Source organism: Antrihabitans stalagmiti (genome assembly GCF_016482825.1).
GTDB lineage: Bacteria > Actinomycetota > Actinomycetes > Mycobacteriales > Mycobacteriaceae > Antrihabitans > Antrihabitans stalagmiti.
Map to the genome: position 1 here is coordinate 919,551 of NZ_JAEMNV010000001.1, position 20,022 is coordinate 939,572.

The window sequence follows — 20,022 nt, forward strand, 5'->3', positions numbered from 1 at the left end:
CTGTCATGCCGTGCCGATGTCGTCGATGCCGAATTCGGCGTCGATCAGCGCGAAGACCTCGTCAGCTGTCGTCGCCGCCTCGATCTGTTCGCTTGCCCGTCCGCCCGCGGTGACGGCCGCCAGCATCGTGCGCAGGCGCGCGGCAACGCGCACCTGTTCGGTAGGTGTTGTCGCCGTGAGCATTTCCTCGAGCTTCTGCAGTTCCCGGTCGATCGGGACTTGCGGCTCGTCACCCGAACTCCCGCCGAATTCGGCGAGCAACTGCGTCGCGAGCGCCGCAGGTGTCGGGTGGTCGAAGACGAGCGTCGCAGGCAGGCGCAGACCGGTGAACTGTGTCAACCGATTTCGCAGGCCGACGGCGCCGAGCGAGTCGAAGCCGAGGTCCTGGAAGGGTCGATCGGGGGCGACTGCAGCCGGGGACTTGTGGCCGAGCACCGCGGCGACCTGCGCTTGCACCAACTCGAGGACGATTCGTTCCCGATCGACGTCCTGAGCGCTGGTGAGACGTTGCACGAACGACTCGTGAGCAGCCTCCACACCGCGCGCCGGCGTACGCACCAGACCACGCAGCAAAGCAGGCAGTGTGCCCTCACGGGCCTGCACGAGCAGCGCAGCGGGATTCAGCTGGACCGGCGCAAGTACGGATGCAGCTGCGCCGAGGGCGTGGTCGAAGAGTTCGAGCCCGAATTCTACCGAAAGCGCTTCTACCCCCAGCCGTTCCAACCGAACGAGGTCGGTGCTACCGAGCTCGCCCGTCATCCCGGTGGCATCGGCCCACAGCCCCCACGCCAGCGACGTTCCGACCAACCCCATGGCGCGACGCTGCTGCGCCAACGCATCCAGCGCAGCGTTCGCGGCGGCGTAGTTGCCCTGCCCCGGACTGCCGATCAGCGCTGCGACCGACGAGAACAGCACGAAAGCTGCGAGGTCCATATCGGCGGTCAGTTCGTGCAGGTGCCACGCCGCATCCACCTTCGGTCGCAGCACGCGCGCCAGCTGTTCGGGGGTCAGAGTTTCGATCAAGCCGTCGTCGAGCACACCTGCAGCGTGGACGACGGCGATCAACGGCTGCTCCAGCGAATCGAGAAGTGTTGCAAGCTGATCCCGATCGGAAGCGTCGCACGCTTCGACCCGTACGGTTGCTCCTGCCGCCTCCAGATCAGCAACTACGGCAGCGACGCCCGGCGTAGCGCTGCCACGCCGACTCACAAGCACCAGCTGCCGCGCGCCGTGCGTGGCAACGAGGTGCTTTGCGACGACGGCGCCCAAACCACCTGTGCCGCCGGTGATCAGGACGGTTCCGTCGGGGTCGAACACTGGCGTTGTCTGCGGCGTCGCCACAGTTGCCCGCGCGAGCCGCGGCGCAAGTAGTCCGGTGTTGCGTACGACCAACTGCGGCTCATCGACACCGGCAAGCGCTGCCCAGTCCGGGGTCTCCTCGCCGCCGAGATCGACGAGCAGGAAGCGGTCCGGGTGCTCGGACTGTGCGCTGTGCACCAGACCCCACGCGGGCGCCTGGGACACATCCGGCGAATCGCCCTCGATGGCAACCGCATTGCGAGTGACGACGATCAACCGTGACTGGGTCGTGCGGTCGCTCGCGAGCCAGCTCTGCACCAGTTCCAACGCTCGTGCGGCGACCGCCTGCGCCGCGACGTGTGTGTCACCCGGTGGTGACTCGACGGCTGCAACAACGACATCGGGCACTGCAGCTCCTGCGGCGAGTTGCTCGTCCAGCGCTGCCAGATCGGTGCACCGTTGTCCGCTGCCTGCGACGGCGCCGAGTAGGACGACGTGCCCCGCCTGGCCCAACGGAACGCTGACAGCCGTCCAGTCGCGCTGGTACAGGGAACGCTGGGCGGCGAGCCGCGTGGACTGCAGCTGCGTCCGATCGACCGGGCGAACATCCATCCGTCGCACACCGCCGACCGCCAGACCGGTCTCGTCGGCGAAGTCCAGCCGCAGCGCGTGCTCCCCCGCCGTTGCAACGCGGACCCGGAGCCTGGTGAGCCCGGTTCGCTCCAGATGCACACCGGACCAGGAGAACGGTAGACCGCCGCCTGCAGTGGGTCCTCGGTAGAGCTTGCCGAGACCACCGTGCAGGGTGGCGTCGAACAGCGCGGGATGCAGGCTGAATCCTGTTGCAGCTCCAGCGCTTTCCGGCAGTTCCAGCTCTGTGTACACCTCGTCGCCGAGCGCCCAGGCGGCCTGGACCCCGCGGAACGCAGGACCGTACGCGAAGTCGCCGTCGGTGAGGTGGGCATAATCGCCGAGCCGGGCATACACGGTCTCGACGGCCACCGGCTCGGACCCGACGGGCGGCCAGTGCGTGGGGAACTGCGCCGACTCGGGTGGCACACCGAGCCAACCGCGGCCGTGGCAGACCGCTGACTGCGGCTCGTCTGCGCTGTCCTGTCGGGAGAAGATCGCTACCGGGCGGCGTCCGTCGTCCGCCGCTGCGCCGATACTCACCTGGAGCTGACGGACGGTGGTCTCCTCCAAGATCAGCGGCGCCTCGAGCACCAACTCGTCCAACGCGGGGCAGTCGGCAATGCGGCCTGCCACCAGCGCCAGCTCGACGAGCGTCACACCCGGTACGAGTACGAGCCCGAACACCATGTGGTCGCGGGTCCACGGTTGTGCGTCGATGGACAGCCGACCCGTGACAAGCCACTCGTCGCGATCCCCGATCTGCGTCGCCGCAGCCAGGATCGGATGGTCGACGCGGACGAGACCGGCCTCGGCGGCTGTGTTCGTCCCGACGCTGGGAGCGAGCCAGAAGCGTTGGCGTTGAAACGCATACGTCGGCAGATCGACTCTGCGCGCGTTGCTGTTCGCGTAGATCGGGGTCCAGTCGACTGTGACGCCGACACAGTGCACCTCGGCGAGCGAGAGCAGAAATCGTTCGAGTCCGCCGTCGTCACGGTGCAGCGATCCGACCACCACGATGTCGGTCTGCCCGACCGTAGCCTCCACCGCGGTGCTCAGCACAGGATGAGGCGAAACCTCGACGAAGCAGCTGGTCCCCTGGTCGGCAAGTGCCCTGATGGCGGGCTCGAAACCGACCTGACCCCGCAGGTTTCGATACCAGTAGTCCGCATCGAGGGTCGCTGTGTCGACGAAGCCTCCAACTGCCGTGGAGTAGAACGGAATCCGGCCCGATACGGGAGCGATCGGTGCGATCGCCTCCAGAAGCTCGGCCTCGATCGTCTCGACCTGCGCCGAGTGGGAGGCGTAGTCGACCGCGACCCGGCGGAACCTGACGCTGTCGCGTTCGCAGACCGCGGCGAGCTCGTCGAGAGCGCCCTGCTCACCGGAAATCACGACTGCCGCAGGCCCGTTGACGGCGGCGACCGACAGTCGGCCGGCATAGGGTGCGAGCAATTCTTCGACCTGCTGCACCGGCAGGGCGATCGACGCCATGCCACCTCTGCCGGCCAATCGCTCACCGATGAGGCGTGAGCGCAGCGTGACGATTCTGGCGGCATCGTCGAGTGACAACCCGCCCGCAACGTAGGCAGCGGCGATCTCACCCTGCGAATGCCCGACCACTGCAGTCGGTTCCACGCCATGCGCACGCCACAGCCGGGCGAGTCCTGCCATCACCGCGAACAGTGCGGGCTGGACGACGTCGACTCGATCCAACAGCTCGGCGTCGCCGCGAAGCACCTCGGTAAGCCGCCATTCGACGAACTGCCCGAGCGCCGTCTCGCACGCGGCAATCTCGGCGGCGAACTCCGGCGCGGACTCGAGCAGCTCGGCAGCCATTCCAGCCCACTGCGCACCCTGGCCGGGAAAAACGAAAACGGCTCCCTTGCCGAGGGTTCGGCCGACGACGACGTTGTCGGCCGGTTCGCCGGCAGCGATCGCGGCGAGCCCCGACAGCAGCCCCCCACGATCGGCAGCCACAACGGCGGCCCGACGTTCCAACTGCGCACGGGTGGTCGCCGTCGAATAGGCGAGATCGGGAAGGGTCACGTCGGGTCGACCGACAACGGAGGTGTGCAGCTGTTCTGCCTGCGCTCGCAGGGCTGCATCCGTGCGCGCCGACAGCAGCACCGGCACCACCGACGGACCGGACGTCGCTACATGCTCGCGCTGCGGCGAATCCGGCGCTTCCTCCAAGATCAGATGCGCGTTGGTGCCGCTGACACCGAACGACGACACCCCGGCACGTCGCGGGCGACCGTTGCGCGACCACGCCCGCGCCTCGGTGAGCAGTTCGACCCCACCCTGATCCCAATCGATGTGTGGTGAGGGTGAATCCACATGCAGTGTCGCGGGCAGTGTCTCGTGCCGCAGCGCCTGCACCATCTTGATCACGCCGGCGACACCGGCGGCGGCCGACGAATGACCGATGTTCGATTTGATCGAACCCAGCCAGAGCGGGCCGTTCGTGCGATCACGTCCGTAAGTGGCAAGGAGCGCCTGGGTCTCGATTGGGTCGCCCAGTGTGGTGCCGGTGCCATGGCCTTCCACTGCGTCGATGTCTGCCGGACCCAGACCCGCATCGGCAAGCGCCTGGCGGATCACCCGCTCCTGCGAGGGTCCGTTGGGTGCGGTCAGTCCGTTACTCGCGCCGTCCTGGTTCACCGCGCTGCCGCGGATCACCGCCAGCACCTCATGACCGTTCCGCTGCGCGTCCGAAAGTCGCTCCAGCACAACGAGCCCCGCCCCGTCGGAGAATCCCGTACCGTCCGCAGCCGCCGCGTAGGACTTGCATCGGCCGTCCGGGGACAGTGCTCGCTGTCTGCTGAACTCCGTCAGCAGGTACGGGCCCGCCATCAGCGTCACCCCGCCGACCAGCGCCATTGAGCATTCGCCAGAGCGCAGCGCACGAGAAGCCAGGTGCATTGCGACAAGCGACGACGAGCAGGCCGTGTCGATCGACATGGCCGGACCTTCGAGGCCGAGTGTGTAGGAGATCCGCCCGGACGCCACACTCGTCGTGGTGCCGGTGAGCCGGTAGCCCTCCAGTTCCGACGAGTTGGAGCCGCCGTAGTCGGTGGTGACGACGCCTGTGAAGACGCCGGTATCACTGCCGCGCAGCGAGTTCGGGTCCACACCTGCGTCTTCCAGTGCTTCCCACGCAAGCTCGAGCAGTAGCCGCTGCTGCGGATCCATGGCCAATGCTTCGCGCGGGCTGATCCCGAAGAACTCCGCATCGAAGGCCCCCGCATCTGCGAGGAAGCCGCCGCCGCGAGTGGACACGGTGCCGGGCTGATCGGGATCGGGATCGTAGAGCCGTTCGAGGTCCCAGCCGCGATCGGTGGGCAGTCCAGTGACGGCGTCACTCCCTGCTGCGACGAGGTCCCACAGCAGCTTCGGTGAACCGGCGCCGCCCGGGTAACGGCAGCTCATACCGACGATCGCGAGTGCTTCGTCCGCGGCTGCGGGCTCGCGGACCACCGGTGCAACTGGCACCGAATGCGTCTCCGCACCAGCAACTTCGGTGAGTAGCAGCCGTGCGACCGCGGCGGGCGACGGATGGTCGAAGACAAGGGTTGCGGGCAATCGCACGCCGGTGGCCCGGGTGAGCCGGTTGCGGAGCTCGACCGCGCCGAGCGAGTCGAACCCGAGGTCTTTGAACGCCCGCTCGGGGTCGACGGCGCCCGCAGCGACGTGGCCGAGCACGGAGGCGACATGAGACTGCACGAGTTCGGCGACCATGCGCGCGCGGTCCGCATCTCCGAGGCCGGAAAGCTGTTGTGCCAGTGAGCCGCCGGCGGCACTGCGGCGGCGCGTTCCACCGGCGGGCACGAGTCCGCGCAGCAACGCAGGCAGGTTTCCGGCACGGGCCTGATTGCGCAGTGCGCCCAGATCGAGCTGAACCGGCGCGAGCATCGATGATGCCGAATCCGAGTCCACCGAGACTACGGCCTGGTCGAACAGTGCAAGGGCCGCTTCGGTAGGGAGCGCACCGACACCCATGCGGGCAAGACGGGCGTGGTCCGCCGCGTCCAGAGCTGCTGCCATGCCGCCGGCTTGTGCCCAGAGTCCCCAGGCGAGTGCCGTTGCGCTGCGCCCAGAGGAGCGGCGTACGTCTGCGAGCGCTTCGACCGCGGCGTTGGCTGCAGCGTAGTTTCCCTGGCCCGGACTGCCGAGCAGTGCTGCGACCGAGGAGAACAACACAAACGCCGAGAGGTCGAGGTCTGCCGTCAGCTCGTGTAGATGCAGCGCCGCATCGAGTTTCGGGCGCAATACCGCATCGATCCGATCGGGCGTCAGCGATTCGACGAGTCCGTCGTCGAGCACACCGGCGGCGTGCACGACCGCGCCCAGCGGGTGCCGGAGGGAGGACAGCAGCTCGGCAAGCGCGCCACGATCCGCGACGTCGCACGCGGCAACCACGGTTCGAGCGCCCAGTTCGGCCAGCTCGGCAACCAGGTCGTCGACACCGTCGGCGGCCGGACCGCGTCGACTGACGAGCAGCAGTCGACGAGCGCCGTGCTCCCGCGCGAGGTGCTTCGCGAACACCGCTCCCAAACCACCTGTACCGCCGGTGATCAGCACGACCCTGTCCGGGTCGAGCGCCAACCCTGACACCGCGTTCACCTGTGCTCGTGCGAGTCGCGGTACGAGCACACGGCCCGCTCGCAGCGCCAGTTGTGGCTCGTCCTGGCCTGCGAGAGTGGCCCATTGCGGATCGTTGGTGTCGGAGTCGGAGTCGACGAGCACGAAACGGTCCGGCTGCTCGGACTGGGCGCTGCGGACCAGACCCCACACCGCGGCGTGCGCGATATCGGGCGACTCGACCGCGACCGCGTTCCTGGTGACGACGAGCATCGTTGCTGCGCTGGGCTGTTCGGCTGCAAGCCACTGTTGCATCGTGTCGAGGACGGCGCCGACGAGCGTCCGCGTTCGCTCGGCCACGTCTCCCGATGCCACGGCGTCGGTTGCCTGGAGATCATCGACGCGCACGACGACCACCTCGCGCGGGTCTGCGGGCGCTTCCGCGAGCTCGACCCACCCCATGGCGAACAGTGCGTTGTTGCTCTGCGCGGCAGCGAGTTTCGCGGGATCGACGGGTCGCACGGCGATCGAACGCAGCGATATGACAGGACCACCGGTCTCATCGATCGCATCCAGCTGCAGCGCGGATTCGCCGGTCGCGATCGAACGGACGCGCAGAGTCGTGGCACCGGGGCGGTGCAATTGCACACCTGCCCAACTGAACGGCATTCGCTGCGCACCGGATCGGTCTGTGAGCAGAACAACCCCACTCTGCAGCGCCGCGTCGAAGAGTGCCGGGTGGATGCCGAACCCCGAACTCTCCTCCGGCAACGTCACCTCGGCGTACGTCCGGTCTCCGTCCCGCCAGAGTGCCTGCACCCCTTGGAAGGTGGGTCCGTAGTCGTAGCCGATCTCGCTCAAGTGCTCGTAGAGGCCGGCGATCTCGACAGGTTCGGCGCCCGCCGGCGGCCACTGCGACGGCCAATCCGCGGGCAGTTCCGTGCGTGGCGCAGTGTCGGTACCGAGGACACCGCGCGCGTGGCAGGTGGTCTCGCTGCCGCCGTCCAGGCGGGAGAACACCGCGACCTCGCGCCGGCCATCGGCACCGGCCGCGCCGACCGTAACCTGCAGTTGCCGTGCAACACCGGGCTCCAGCAGCAGCGGCGCCTCCAGCACCAGCTCGTCCAGCACGGTGCTTTCGGTGTGTCGACCGGCAGCGAGCGCGAGTTCGACCAGACCCGTACCCGGCACGACGATAGTGCCGAAAAGCTGATGTTCGGCGGTCCACGGCGCTGTGTCGGTGGACAGTTGGCCGGTGCAGATCCATTCGTCGCGGTCACCGACCGATGTCGCGCCCGTCAAGACGGGATGGTCGAGTCCGGCGCCAACAGCGTCCCGATGTCCCGTGGTCGGGGCGAGCCAATAACGCTGGCGCTGGAATGCGTACGTGGGCAGCGATATCCGTGCCGCACCACAGTCGGCGTAGTAGGTCTGCCAGGCAACGGCGATGCCCGCGGTGCTCACGTCGCCGAGGAAGCGTGCAAAACCATCGGCTTCGGACTTGCGGGCCCGTAACGCCGCCAGGACCGCGACGTCGTCGCCATGGCTGTCCAGCGTCTGACGCGCCATCGGGGTCAGTACGGCGTCCGGGCCGAGTTCGAGAAATCGCCGCACGCCGAGGTCGTACAGACTGCCGATACCGTCGGCGAACCGAACGGCCCGTCGCACGTGCTCGACCCAGTACTGCGCACTGCACAACTCCTCGGAGGCGATCACTGCGCCGGTCACGTTCGACACGATCGGAATCTTCGGCTCGGCGAAGGTCAAACCCGCTGCCACCGTGGCGAATTCAGAAAGCATCGGCTCCATCCGGTGCGAATGGAAGGCGTGACTGACTCGCAGTCGGGTGGTCTTGCGGTCGGCGAACTGCGGCAACCACTCGTCGATCGCGTCTGCGTCGCCGGATACAACCACCGCCGCGGGACCGTTCACTGCAGCAACATCGAGGCGTCCGGCGAACGCGGACAACGACTCGACGACCTCCGATTCGCTCGCCTGCACCGCGGCCATTGCGCCGCCTGCAGGTAGCGCGCCCATCAACCGTCCGCGTGCCGCAACCAATTCGCAGGCCTCCGGCAGCGACAACACCCCCGCCACGTGCGCAGCGGCCAACTCGCCGACCGAGTGGCCGATCAGGTAGTCGGGTCGCACACCGAGCGATTCCACCAACCGGAACAACGCGACCTCGAGTGCGAAAAGGGCGGGCTGGGTGAATTCGGTCGCATCCAGCAGTCCCGAGTCGTCGGACATCACGTCCCGCACCGACCTGCCGACGTGTGGGTCCAACTCGGCGCACACCCCAGCCAACGCGGCATCGAACACTGGGAAAGCCTGTGCCAGTTCGGCACCCATGCGGACGCGCTGAGCGCCCTGGCCGCTGAACAGCACGGCTGTCCTGCCGGTGACCGGGCGCGCGACGTCGATGGCGGCAAGTCCGGCAAGCAGCGCGTTTCGATCGGCGGCGACGATGACCGAGCGATGCTCGAGTTGCGCACGTGTCGTAGCCGCCGAGAATCCGACATCCGGTAGCGACAGTTCGGGTCGGGCAAGCAGATGCGCGCGCAGCCGCTGCGCCTGGGCATGCAGCGCGGGCTCCGAACGCGCCGACAGTGGCACCACGAGCACCGGCGCCGAGCCCCTCGAGTGCGTCGGGGCGGGGTCGTCCAGTGGGGCCTCTTCGAGGATGACGTGCGCGTTGGTCCCACTGATACCGAACGAGGAGATACCTGCCCGGCGCGGTCTGCCGTTCCGCGACCATTTCCTCGCTTCGGTGAGCAGCTCGACTTCGCCCGATTCCCAATCCACATGGGGCGATGGCGAATCCACGTGCAGAGTCGCGGGCAACAGCTCGTTTCGCAACGCGAGAACCATCTTGATCAGCCCAGCAACGCCCGCGGCTGCCGACGTGTGGCCGATGTTCGACTTGATCGACCCGAGCCACAGCGGACCGTGCGAGCGGTCGTCGCGTCCGTAGGTGGCCAGCAGGGCCTGCGCTTCGATCGGGTCACCCAGTTTCGTGCCGGTGCCATGTCCCTCCACCGCGTCAACCTCGGCGGCGCTCAGTCCCGCATTTGCAAGCGCCGCGCGAATCACCCGCTCCTGCGCGGGACCGTTCGGGGCAGTCAGCCCGTTGCTCGCACCGTCCTGATTGATCGCACTCCCCCGCACCACCGCGAGCACGTTCCGCCCGTTGCGCCGAGCATCCGACAGTCGTTCCAGTACGACCAGACCAGCACCGTCTGCGAACCCGGTGCCGTCAGCTCCGGCCGCATACGCTTTGCAGCGCCCGTCCGCCGAAAGCCCGCGCTGCCTGCTGAACTCCACGAACAGGAACGGCCCGGCAAGCACGGTGACGCCGCCGACAAGGGCGAGCGAGCAGTCACCGGCCCGCAATGCCTGTGCCGCTTGGTGAATCGCCGTCAGCGAGGACGAACACGCGGTGTCCACCGTCACCGCGGGACCCTGTAGCCCCAGCGAGTAGGCGATTCGGCCTGATACAACACTGCCCTGGTTGCCTGCCAGTCGAAAGCCTTCGAGTTCGGGCAGCATGGTTCCGCCGTAGTCCGAGGTGACGGCACCGGTGTACACACCGGTGTCACTGCCGCGCAACGACATCGGATCGATACCAGCGTTTTCGAAGGCTTCCCACGCCACCTCGAGCAGGATTCGTTGCTGCGGATCCATCGCCAGCGCCTCACGCGGGCTGATCCCGAAGAACTCGGCGTCGAAATCACCGATTCCGTCCACGAAGCCGCCACGCTGCGCGCTTACTGTGCCGGGCCTGTCCGAATCAGGATCGTGGAGCCGGTCGAGGTCCCAGCCGCGATCGGTCGGGAACTGCGTCATCGCATCTCGGCCTTCGGCTACCAATTCCCACAACTCGTCCGGTGACGACACCCCTCCGGGCAGCCGGCAGCCCATGCCGACGATCGCCAACGGCTCGGTGTCACGCTCTTCCAGCTCGCGCACCCTGCGGTTCGCCGAACGCAGCTCCGTTGTGACCCGTCGCAGGTAGGTGCGTAGCTTCTCGTCCTCCGAAGTGCCGGTCATAGCGATCCGAGCTCCTTGTCGATCAATTCGTACATCTCGTTGTCCGACACGGAATCGAGGTCGTCGTCGGACGAGTCGTCAGCTGCGCCGAGAACGGTCCGTAGCCGGTTGCTCAGCGACCGCAGACGCGGCGCGATCTCGGCGAATTGCGCCTCGTCGGCCGCAACGGTCGCCAGCAGTGTTTCGAGGCGGCCCAATTCGTCCTGGAAGGGCGAGCGGTCCGGTTCTGCGCCGACGCCGACCTCACCGAGAACGAGCCGCGCGACGGCAATCGGGGTCGGAAAGTCGAAGACGAGTGTGGCGGGCAGTCGTACACCCGTTGCCTGGGTGAGCCGGTTGCGCAACTCGACCGCAGCGAGTGAATCGAACCCGATGTCCTTGAACGCCCGGTCCGGCTGCACGGCTGCGGAGCTGGCGTGGCCGAGGACGGCTGTGACGTTGGCCAGCACCAACTCGAGCACGACGTGTTCGCGGTCAGCCTCGGCGACCCCGGCGAGGCGCTCGGACAGCGTCGCGTTGGCAGGCTCGGCGCGTCGTGCCGACGTGCGGACGAGTCCGCGGAGCAGCGCAGGCAACAGGCCGGCGCGCGATTGCGCCCGCAGCGCAACCGGATCCAGCTGGACCGGCGCCAACATCGACACCTCAGCGTTCAGCGCACGATCGAACAGGTCCAGCCCGAGCTCGGCAGGCAGCGCCCCGATGCCGGTACGTTGCATTCGCTCGAGGTCCGCGACGCCGAGCTCACCGGTCATGCCCGTCGCATCGGCCCACAGTCCCCAGGCGAGGGAGACCGCGGGCAGCCCCGTGGCGTGTCTGCGCGCAGCGAGTGCGTCGAGCGCAGCGTTGGCGGCCGCATAGTTCGCTTGACCCGCGTTGCCGAGAACTGCTGCGGCCGAGGAGAACAGCACGAACGCCGAGAGGTCGGAACGCTCTGTGAGTTCGTGCAAGTTCCACGCTGCATCGAGTTTCGGCCGCAGTACTGCATCGATCTTGTCGGGTGTGAGTGATTCGATGAGTCCGTCGTCGAGTACGCCCGCGGTGTGAACCACCGCGGTCAACGGTATGTCCAGCGAATCCAGCAGCGCCGCAGCCTGATCGCGGTCGGCGACATCGCATGCCACGATTCGTGGCCGGGCCCCGAGCGCTTCGAGTTCGATACGCAGGTTGTCCGCACCGGGTGCGAGCGGTCCGCGCCGCGAAACGAGCAACAGATGCCGGATACCGTGCGATTCGACCAGGTGCTTTGCGACCCGCGCTCCGAGTCCGCCGGTGCCACCGGTGACGAGGACCGTCTTGTCCGGGTCGAGTGGTGCTGGAACGGTCAACACGACCTTGCCGATGTTGCGGCCCTCGCGCAGGTACCTGAACGCGTCCGGTCCCCGACGGACATCCCAGGTGCGTATCGGAGCCGGGGCCAGTACCTCCTGTTCGAACATCGCTGCGATCCGGGTGAGCATCTGCTGGATTCGCTCGAGACCGGCCTCCGCGAGATCGAACGAGCGGTAGCGAATGCCGGGGTGATCGTCGGCAACGACCCGCGGGTCGCGGATGTCGGTCTTGCCCATCTCTATGAACCGACCGCCACGGGGTAGGAGATCCAGTGTTGCGTCGACGAATTCGCCTGCCAACGAATCGAGCACCACGTCGACGCCCGCGCCTGCGGTGGCCGAAAGGAACGTGTCCCGGAAGTCGAGATCCCGTGAAGAGGCTATCCGCTCGTCGCTTATCCCTAACGCGCGCAACGCATCCCATTTCGATGGGCTCGCCGTTGCGAAGACTTCCGCGCCCGCATGCTGCGCCAACTGCACCGCTGCCATGCCGACTCCACCGGCTGCGGCGTGCACGAGCAGCGTCTGCCCTGCCCGCAGGTCGGCGAGATCGAACAGGCCGTAGAAGGCAGTCAAGTACACCACCGGCACTGCCGCTGCCTCGGTGAACGACAGCCGCTGCGGGATCGGCGCGATCGTGCGTCGGTCTGCGACCGCAACTGGTCCGAACGCATCGGTCACCAGACCGAACACCCGATCGCCGGTCGCGAGATCGGTGACACCCGAACCGGTTTCGAGCACGACGCCGGCGGCCTCGCTGCCGAGCGGAGCGTCGCCGGGATACATACCCAACGCGATCAATACGTCGCGAAAATTGAGGCCTGCCGCGCGGACGCCGATCCGCACCTCGTCGACACCCAGCGCGCGACCGCCGTCGGAGTCGAGAATCGTCAACTCGTCCAGCGAACCCTTCCGCGTGGTGCCGAGGTGCCACAGGTCGTCGCTTCGACCGGTCTCGACCCGGCCTAGCCGGGGCGCCGACACAGCACCGTCGCGCACCGCAAGTTGCGGCTCGTCGGCAGCGAGCAATCCGGCCCAATCCGGAACCTCACCGCCGTCGACATCCACAAGCAGGAACCGGTCGGGATGTTCGGCCTGCGCGCTGTGGACCAGACCCCACACCGCCGCCTGGACCGGGTCCGCAATCTCGCCACCCACCGCTACCGCCCGGTGAGTCACGATTATCAGCGTCGCAGCACCGAGCCATTCGCTCGCCAGCCACCGCTGTAGGAGTTCCGTTGCGCGCCAGGTAGCGACCCGCGCTGCGTCGGACACACCGGACTCGCCGGGCGTCTCGACCTCGAACACGACCGCGTCCGGGGAGTCACCCTGTGCGCAGGCATGTTCCAGCTCGGTCAGGTCCGGGTCGGTCGACACGGCAATGCTGCCCGATGGGGCAGCGACCGGCACCGGCGCCCATTCCAATGCGAACAGTGCGTTGCCCTTTGGTCGCGCGCCCGACAACTGCGCCGGGTCCACGGGTCGCAGTGTGAGCCGTTCGACGGAGACGACCTGCACACCGGCCTCGTCGACCACATCGATCCGGAAGGCTGCGTCGCCGACCGCCACGATCCGCGCGCGCAGTGCGGTGTTCGAGGTCCGGTCGATGCGTACCCCGGATAGCGAAAACGGTAGGTCGATCCCGGCGATCTTGTCGAGCATCGTCGCGTGCAGGGCAGCGTCGAACAACGCCGGATGGATGGCAAAGCCACCGTGCTCGGCGTCTTCGGGAAGCGCGACCTCCGCGTAAACCGCAGCATCGGTACGCCAGGCCATGCGAAGTCCCTGGAACAGCGGACCGTACTCGAGGCCGAGGTCTGCGAGTGTCGGGTAGAACGCGTCAGTGTTCACAGGCACGGCACCGGCGGGCGGCCACTGCGCCGGAAACGGCTCCGGCGCAGAAGCATCGGTCGTGAGCCAACCGCGAGCGTGACACGTCGTCGTCTGCTGATCGTCGTTTGCTGCGAACTCGGATCGCGAGTACACCGTCGCCTCGCGTCGCCCATCCGGGTCGGGCGCGCCGACGATGACCTGGATCTGGCGTGCCCCGTCACCGGCGAGGACGAGTGGTGCCTCGATGACGAGTTCGTCGAGCGCGGGGCAATCCACCTCGCGGCCGGCGGCGATCAGCGAGTCGACCACTGCCGTCGCGGGCACGATCACCACGTCGGACACGACGTGGTCACGCAGCCACGGCTGCGATTCCTGCGAGATGCGTCCAGTGAAGACCCACTCGTCACGATCCCCCATCCGCATCGACGCGACAAGCATCGGATGGTCGACCGCCCCGAGCCCGGCAGCCGCAGCGTTGCCGGCAGCTGCTCCTGGAAGCAACCAGTAGCGCTGCCGCTGGAATGCGTACGTCGGCAACGAGACCCGCATCGCGCCGGTACCTGCGAAGTGCGCGGGCCAATCGACCTCGACACCCGATACATGGGCCTCGGACAGCGAGGTGACGAACCGTGCCATTCCCCCGTCGTCACGGCGCAGCGACGCCACCGTCGTGACGCGACCGTCCGCACCGTGCGCCGCGACCGTGTCCTCGACGGCCAGGGTGAGGACGGGATGTGGGGAAACTTCCACGAAGCAACCTGCTCCGAATTCGATGAGCGCACGCACCGCGGGCTCGAAGTCGACTCGGCCCCGCAGGTTTCGGTACCAGTAGCTCGCGTCCAGGGTCGCTGTATCGACGAAATCGCCTACCGCAGTGGAGAAGAACGGAAGTCGACCCGATTCGGGAGCGATCGGCGAAAGTACCTCGAGAAGCTCGGCCTCGATGGCCTCGACCTGCGCGGAGTGCGACGCGTAGTCCACCGCCACCCGTCGGGCCCGCACACCCTCGGCCTCACATGCCGCGAGCAACTCCGTGAGCGCTTCGGGTTCACCGGAAACGACAACTGCCGCTGGACCGTTCACTGCGGCGACGGAGAGCCTGCCTGCATAGGGTTCGACAAGCTCCGCAGCGCGCTGCGCCGTGACCGCGACCGAGCCCATGCCGCCTCGACCCGCCAACCTGTCGCGCACGAGGCGGCTGCGCAGGGTGACCACGCGCGCGGCGTCCGCCAACGACAGCCCACCCGCGACGTAGGCCGCTGCGATTTCACCCTGTGAATGACCAACCACCGCAACGGGTTCGACTCCGTATGAACGCCAGAGCGCGGCGAGCGACACCATTACCGCGAACAACGCGGGTTGCACCACGTCCACCCGCTCGAGCGACGGCGCACCCGGCGCCTCGCGCAGCACATCCTCCAGGCGCCATTCGACGAACGGATCGAACGCGGCAGCGCACGTGGCGATCTCGGCGGCGAACACCGTCGAGGTATCGAGCAGGTCCACGGCCATCCGCGCCCATTGCGCTCCCTGCCCAGGAAACACGAAGACTGCCTTGCCGCTTCCCGTCGGCACGCCCTCGACCACGTGTACTGCGGGATCTGCGGCCGAGATGGCAGCCAATCCGCTGAGCAACGCACCACGATCTGCCGCAACGACGACCGCGCGCCGCTCCAACTGTGCCCTTGTGGTCACGGTCGCGAAACCGACGTCGAGAACCGAAAGCTCCGGTTGGGCGATCAGCTGCGCGCGTAGGCGATCCGCCTGCTGGCGCACGGCACCGTCGCTGCGTCCCGACAGCAGCACAGGAACGACCTGTTGACGCCGCGGTTGGCCGGCACCGTCGGCCACGGGCTCGTCGAGCGGCGGCTCTTCCAGAATCAGATGCGCGTTCGTCCCGCTCACGCCGAACGACGAGATGCCTGCACGCCGCGGCCGACCGTTACGCGACCACTTCTGGGGTTCGGTCAGCAGCGCGACTTCTCCCGAGGCCCAATCCACATGCGCTGAGGGTGAATCGACGTGCAAGGTCGGTGGCAGCGTCTCGTGCCGCATCGCAAGAACCATCTTGATCACGCTCGCGACACCTGCAGCCGCCTGAGTGTGCCCGATGTTCGATTTGATCGACCCCAGCTGCAACGGCCCCTTCGATCGCTCCTGGCCATAGGTGGCCAGCAGGGCTTCCGCCTCGATCGGGTCACCGAGCCCGGTACCCGTGCCGTGACCGTCCACCGCGTCGATGTCCGCAGCGCCCACGCCGGCGTTCGCCAGTGCCTGCCGGATGACACGTTGCTGACTCGGTCCGTTCGGTGCTGTGAGCCCGTTGCTGGCACCGTCCTGGTTCACCGCGCTCCCGCGGATCAGTCCGAGGATTCGATGGGAGTTCCGTCGGGCGTCGGAAAGTCGTTCGAGCACAAGCAGACCCGAGCCTTCGCTCCAACCGACGCCATCGGCGGCCGCCGCGTACGACTTGCATCGTCCGTCCGCCGAGATTGCGCGCTGGCGGCTGAACTCGACGAAGATGTTCGGCCGAGCAAGCACGGTGACGCCACCGGCGAGGGCAAGAGAGCATTCCCCCGCACGCAGCGATTTGGTCGCAAGGTCGAGCGCGACCAGCGACGACGAGCACGCCGTGTCCACCGACACCGCCGGACCTTCGAACCCGAACGTGTAGGAAATCCGTCCAGCCGCGACACTCGCCGCCGACGCGATCATCAGATAGCCCTCGACCTCGGCACGCCGCTCGCTCTGGCCCGCGACGAACTGGTAGTCCGCGTACATCAACCCGCAGAACACACCGGTGTCAGTGCCGCGCAACGACATCGGATCGATGCCGGCGTCTTCGAGCGCCTCCCAGGTCCCCTCGAGAAGGAGCCGCTGCTGCGGATCCATCACGACTGCCTCACGCGGACTGATGCCGAAGAACTCGGCGTCGAACTCGCCGACGTTGTCGACGAACCCACCCTCGCGGGTGTAGGCGGTGCCGGGGTGGTCAGGATCGGGATGGTAGAGCCCGTCGAGGTCCCAGCCACGATCGTCGGGAAACTCCGACAACGCGTCGCGGCCGGCGGCCACCAGGTCCCACAGGGCCTCCGGCGACGTCACCCCGCCGGGATAGCGACAACTCATCCCGACGATCGCGATCGGTTCGTTGCTGCGATCCAGCAGTTGCTGATTCTCGCGCCGAAGGCGCTCGGTCTCCTTCAGCGACTTGCGAAGTGCGCCGACCAGATCATTGCGTCCATCGACCATCGAACAACCCCCAACATCCGCACTCACCCGGTATCAATCCAATAGATCGCGACCGTGCTCGTCTGGATACAGTTGGGCCGAATTCGGCGGATGTCAGCGTCTGGTGTCGCTCTCCCATACTCCTTCGATACTCACGTCGAACGAGTCGTCCAACGGAACTTTGCGGTGCGGATCGTCGACAGCGACGTACGGCGGGCAGACTCCCGCATAGGTCGCCACCAGCCCTTGGAAATGCGGGAGCACATCCAGAATTCGTTCCAGCCACGACTTCGGGTCATTCGGCATCGTCCGACCTCCGCCTTTGCTCACCGAATGCAACTTTCAGGCGACCTTCGTTGCCGAGATGATGGCCTGGACAGGAATGACGTCCGGTGGAATGTCGTTGGAGCCCTTGGTGATCGCCTTCGTTACCTCGAAACCGCACTCTTCCAGCCAGGTCGTGTACGTCGAAAGCTTCTGTGGTCCGCCCTGCCCCATGGTGGCGCCGATGAAGAAGGCCGGGAAGAAGTCGACGTTGTAGTTGTCGGAGTCTTCGATGTTCTCGGGGTACACGGGCACCATGATGTGAACCTGACCGCCTACGTGAAGCGACTTGGCTACGCCCTCGACAATTCTGACGACGTCGTCCTTGTCGAACATGTCCAGGAAATGCTTGATGAGCACCACGTCGAAGCCTTCGGGGATGCCCTCGAACACGTCCCCGCCGATGAACGAGCAGTGCTCGGCCACACCATGTGCCTCGAAGTTCGCCAGGCACTCCGCTTCCTTCGGCGGCAGGTCGAAGGTCGTTACCCGAAGCCCGGGTGAGGCCTTGTGCCGATAGGCATGAATCGCCCCGAGGCCGGTGTTGCCCGCCAGGTCGAGCACCTGCGCGCCCGGTGGTACGTCGATCGTGTCGAAGAACCATGGATCGATACGGGCGGTGACGGCGTCCATCAACGTCGCCCAGGACTGACGCAGGTCGTCGTGCTCGGCCACAGCCTGATACAGCGTGCCATCAGCTCCGTACAGCTCCTGGAGGCCGACGAGCGTGCCGGTCCGCGCGCTCTCGGTGAGATAGAACATCTGCCGAAGCGCGACGACTTTGATCATGTTCATGTAGGTACGCGCGCGGCCGAGGTCGGCCTCGGCGACACCAGCGAGCGCACCGAGGCAGTAGCCACGGGAATCGGAGTCGAAAGCGACGAAGCCTTCTTTGACCATCAGAAACAGGAGTTGTTCGACAGCATCGGGTTTGGCGCCGACGGCGGCGCCGAGCTCGACGGCAGTCGAGTCGGGGCGTTCTCGGAGCACATCGAAGATGCCGAGCTCGAAGCACGACATCAGGGTCGCAAACCGCGTCGGTCCCACCATGTATTCGCGAAACCGCCCAAGTACATCGTCCGGTGTCATTTCACTGTCCCTTTCGAATCGGATTGCTGCTGGAGGAGCCGCGAGAGCGCAATCCGCTGCACTTTCAGCGTCGCTGTGCGAGGCAGCTCGGACTGCGGGATCTGAATCGGGTCGGCCAGCTCAGGGAATTCGGCAGCAGCGTCGCGCCATCGGTTCCTGTCCAACGGCCTGTCTCCGGACGTACACAGCACCGGCACCGCCTCGGCGTTCGAACCGCGCACCACAACGAGCTCGTTCAGCTCGATCAACCTGCTCAACAGGACATCCTCCACTTCGAGCGAGCTTCGAACTCCGGGGATCATGTCGATCTCACGGTCGAGGAGGTGCACACAACCGCGTTTGGTGCGATATCCGACGTCTCCGGTCCGCCACCAGCTGCCGAACCGATTGGCGTCGTATCGCGCCTGCTCGGCGAAGTACGTTTGCGCCAAGCCGTTCCACGCGACCTCGATGTAGCCCGGATTTTGCTCGGAGGGACGCTTACCGTCTCGGCCGACGACTCGAACCCGTGCACAGCCCGGCATCGCCCAGCCGACACAGCGCCCGTTCGTCTTGTGCGCGGATCGGCGGAAGTAGGCGCGCCCGACTGCCGGACCGACCTCGCTCTGGCCGTAGATCTGAAAGAAAAGCGCCCCGCGGCGCTCGGAGGAGTTGAGCAGCCGGCTCATCGTCCTTGGGTGAATCGCGTCGAACGTGCTGCTGAAGTACTTGATCGATGCGAACGGCTTTCGCGGATCGGTTGTCAGCCCCTCCCAGTCCATAAACGAGTTGGGCAGCGCCTCGATGAATCCTGGTCGGTGCTCGAGGAAGAAGCCGGCAACCTGCTCGGGATCGGACTCTCGCATAAGCAGAATCGGCATTCCCTCGTGTAGTGCCAGCGTCATCGCCGCGAACATCCGCGAATGCACGAACGAGATGTGAATCGCAACGGTCTCCCGCTTCCGGATCAGCGACAGCAGCCGCCACTGCGGAGTGAGCCGAGCTGCCATGCTCCGCGGGGTGTGTACGACCAGTTTGGGTAGGCCGGTCGTGCCGGAGGTGTGTGTGATCAACGCGGGCTCGTCCTGCTGCCGAAAGACCGGTACGGCGCGCGGTGCCCCGCCCAAATCGGACAGCGAAACCACACCCGGCCTGCTTCCGGCCACGATGATCACCCGCTCGGTGAGGTCCTGCAAGTGCACATCGGCGAGAGCGTCGAACTTGTGCACGTCCGTCAGCAGGTTCGGACCGTCGAGCTTGGCAAGTAGGGCGCCGACTGTCGCGCCGTCGAGTGCGGGCGACAGCATCACAGGAATTGCTCCGATGCGTGCGGCTGCGGTTGCCAGTATCCAGACGTCGAAGTTGGCGGCCTTGTGAACAACGGTGTGTTCGCCTGGTCGGATCCCAGCGGCCCAGAGCCTGTCGGCGAGATCGTCGACCAGGTCGGCCAGCCCTGCCACGGTCAGTTGCCTGCCGGCCTGCGGACGGACGTCGAGATCGTGGTCGAGCCTGATCAGCGGCGAGTTCATCTTTGCCGCAGCCATTTCCGGCACAATCCCGAGTTGGAGACCGCGCCGGCGGATCGATCGTCGGATCGTGAAGCTGGTCATGTCGACATGTCTCCCTGTTCGATGAATGAAACGGTGATCGATCGTTCGGTGGCGCGCAGCTCATC

The 20,022-nt window shown here is 66.8% G+C and carries 5 protein-coding genes; all 5 read right to left on the reverse strand.

The window, feature by feature from the left end:
* Nucleotides 1–3: 3 nt before the first annotated feature.
* Entirely contained in the window at nt 4–10,563 is a 10,560-nt protein-coding gene (locus JGU71_RS04250; RefSeq protein ID WP_199702579.1) for a type I polyketide synthase, read from the reverse strand.
* Nucleotides 10,560–16,976, reverse strand: a complete 6,417-nt coding sequence (locus JGU71_RS04255) for a type I polyketide synthase (protein WP_199702582.1) — start codon at nt 16,974–16,976, stop codon at nt 10,560–10,562. The genes JGU71_RS04250 and JGU71_RS04255 overlap by 4 nt, the downstream gene beginning before the upstream one ends.
* A 93-nt stretch (nt 16,977–17,069) precedes the next feature.
* Nucleotides 17,070–17,261, reverse strand: a complete 192-nt coding sequence (locus tag JGU71_RS04260; protein WP_199702584.1) for a hypothetical protein — start codon at nt 17,259–17,261, stop codon at nt 17,070–17,072.
* Between the two features lie 36 nt (nt 17,262–17,297).
* The gene (locus tag JGU71_RS04265) at nt 17,298–18,368 is read right to left on the reverse strand and encodes a methyltransferase (RefSeq protein ID WP_199702585.1); all 1,071 of its coding nucleotides are present in this window, start codon (nt 18,366–18,368) and stop codon (nt 17,298–17,300) included.
* On the reverse strand, nt 18,365–19,957 hold the full coding sequence (locus JGU71_RS04270) for a class I adenylate-forming enzyme family protein (RefSeq protein WP_199702586.1): 1,593 nt from the start codon (nt 19,955–19,957) through the stop codon (nt 18,365–18,367). Before JGU71_RS04270 ends, JGU71_RS04265 begins: the two co-directional genes overlap by 4 nt.
* Nucleotides 19,958–20,022 lie beyond the last annotated feature (65 nt).

Bases quoted from the DNA above. Each gene is read 5' to 3' on its own strand.
- JGU71_RS04265 (WP_199702585.1), bottom strand. From the start codon at position 18,368: ATGACACCGGACGATGTACTTGGGCGGTTTCGCGAATACATGGTGGGA.
- JGU71_RS04260 (WP_199702584.1), bottom strand. From the start codon at position 17,261: ATGCCGAATGACCCGAAGTCGTGGCTGGAACGAATTCTGGATGTGCTC.
- JGU71_RS04255 (WP_199702582.1), bottom strand. From the start codon at position 16,976: ATGGTCGATGGACGCAATGATCTGGTCGGCGCACTTCGCAAGTCGCTG.
- JGU71_RS04270 (WP_199702586.1), bottom strand. From the start codon at position 19,957: ATGACCAGCTTCACGATCCGACGATCGATCCGCCGGCGCGGTCTCCAA.
- JGU71_RS04250 (WP_199702579.1), bottom strand. From the start codon at position 10,563: ATGACCGGCACTTCGGAGGACGAGAAGCTACGCACCTACCTGCGACGG.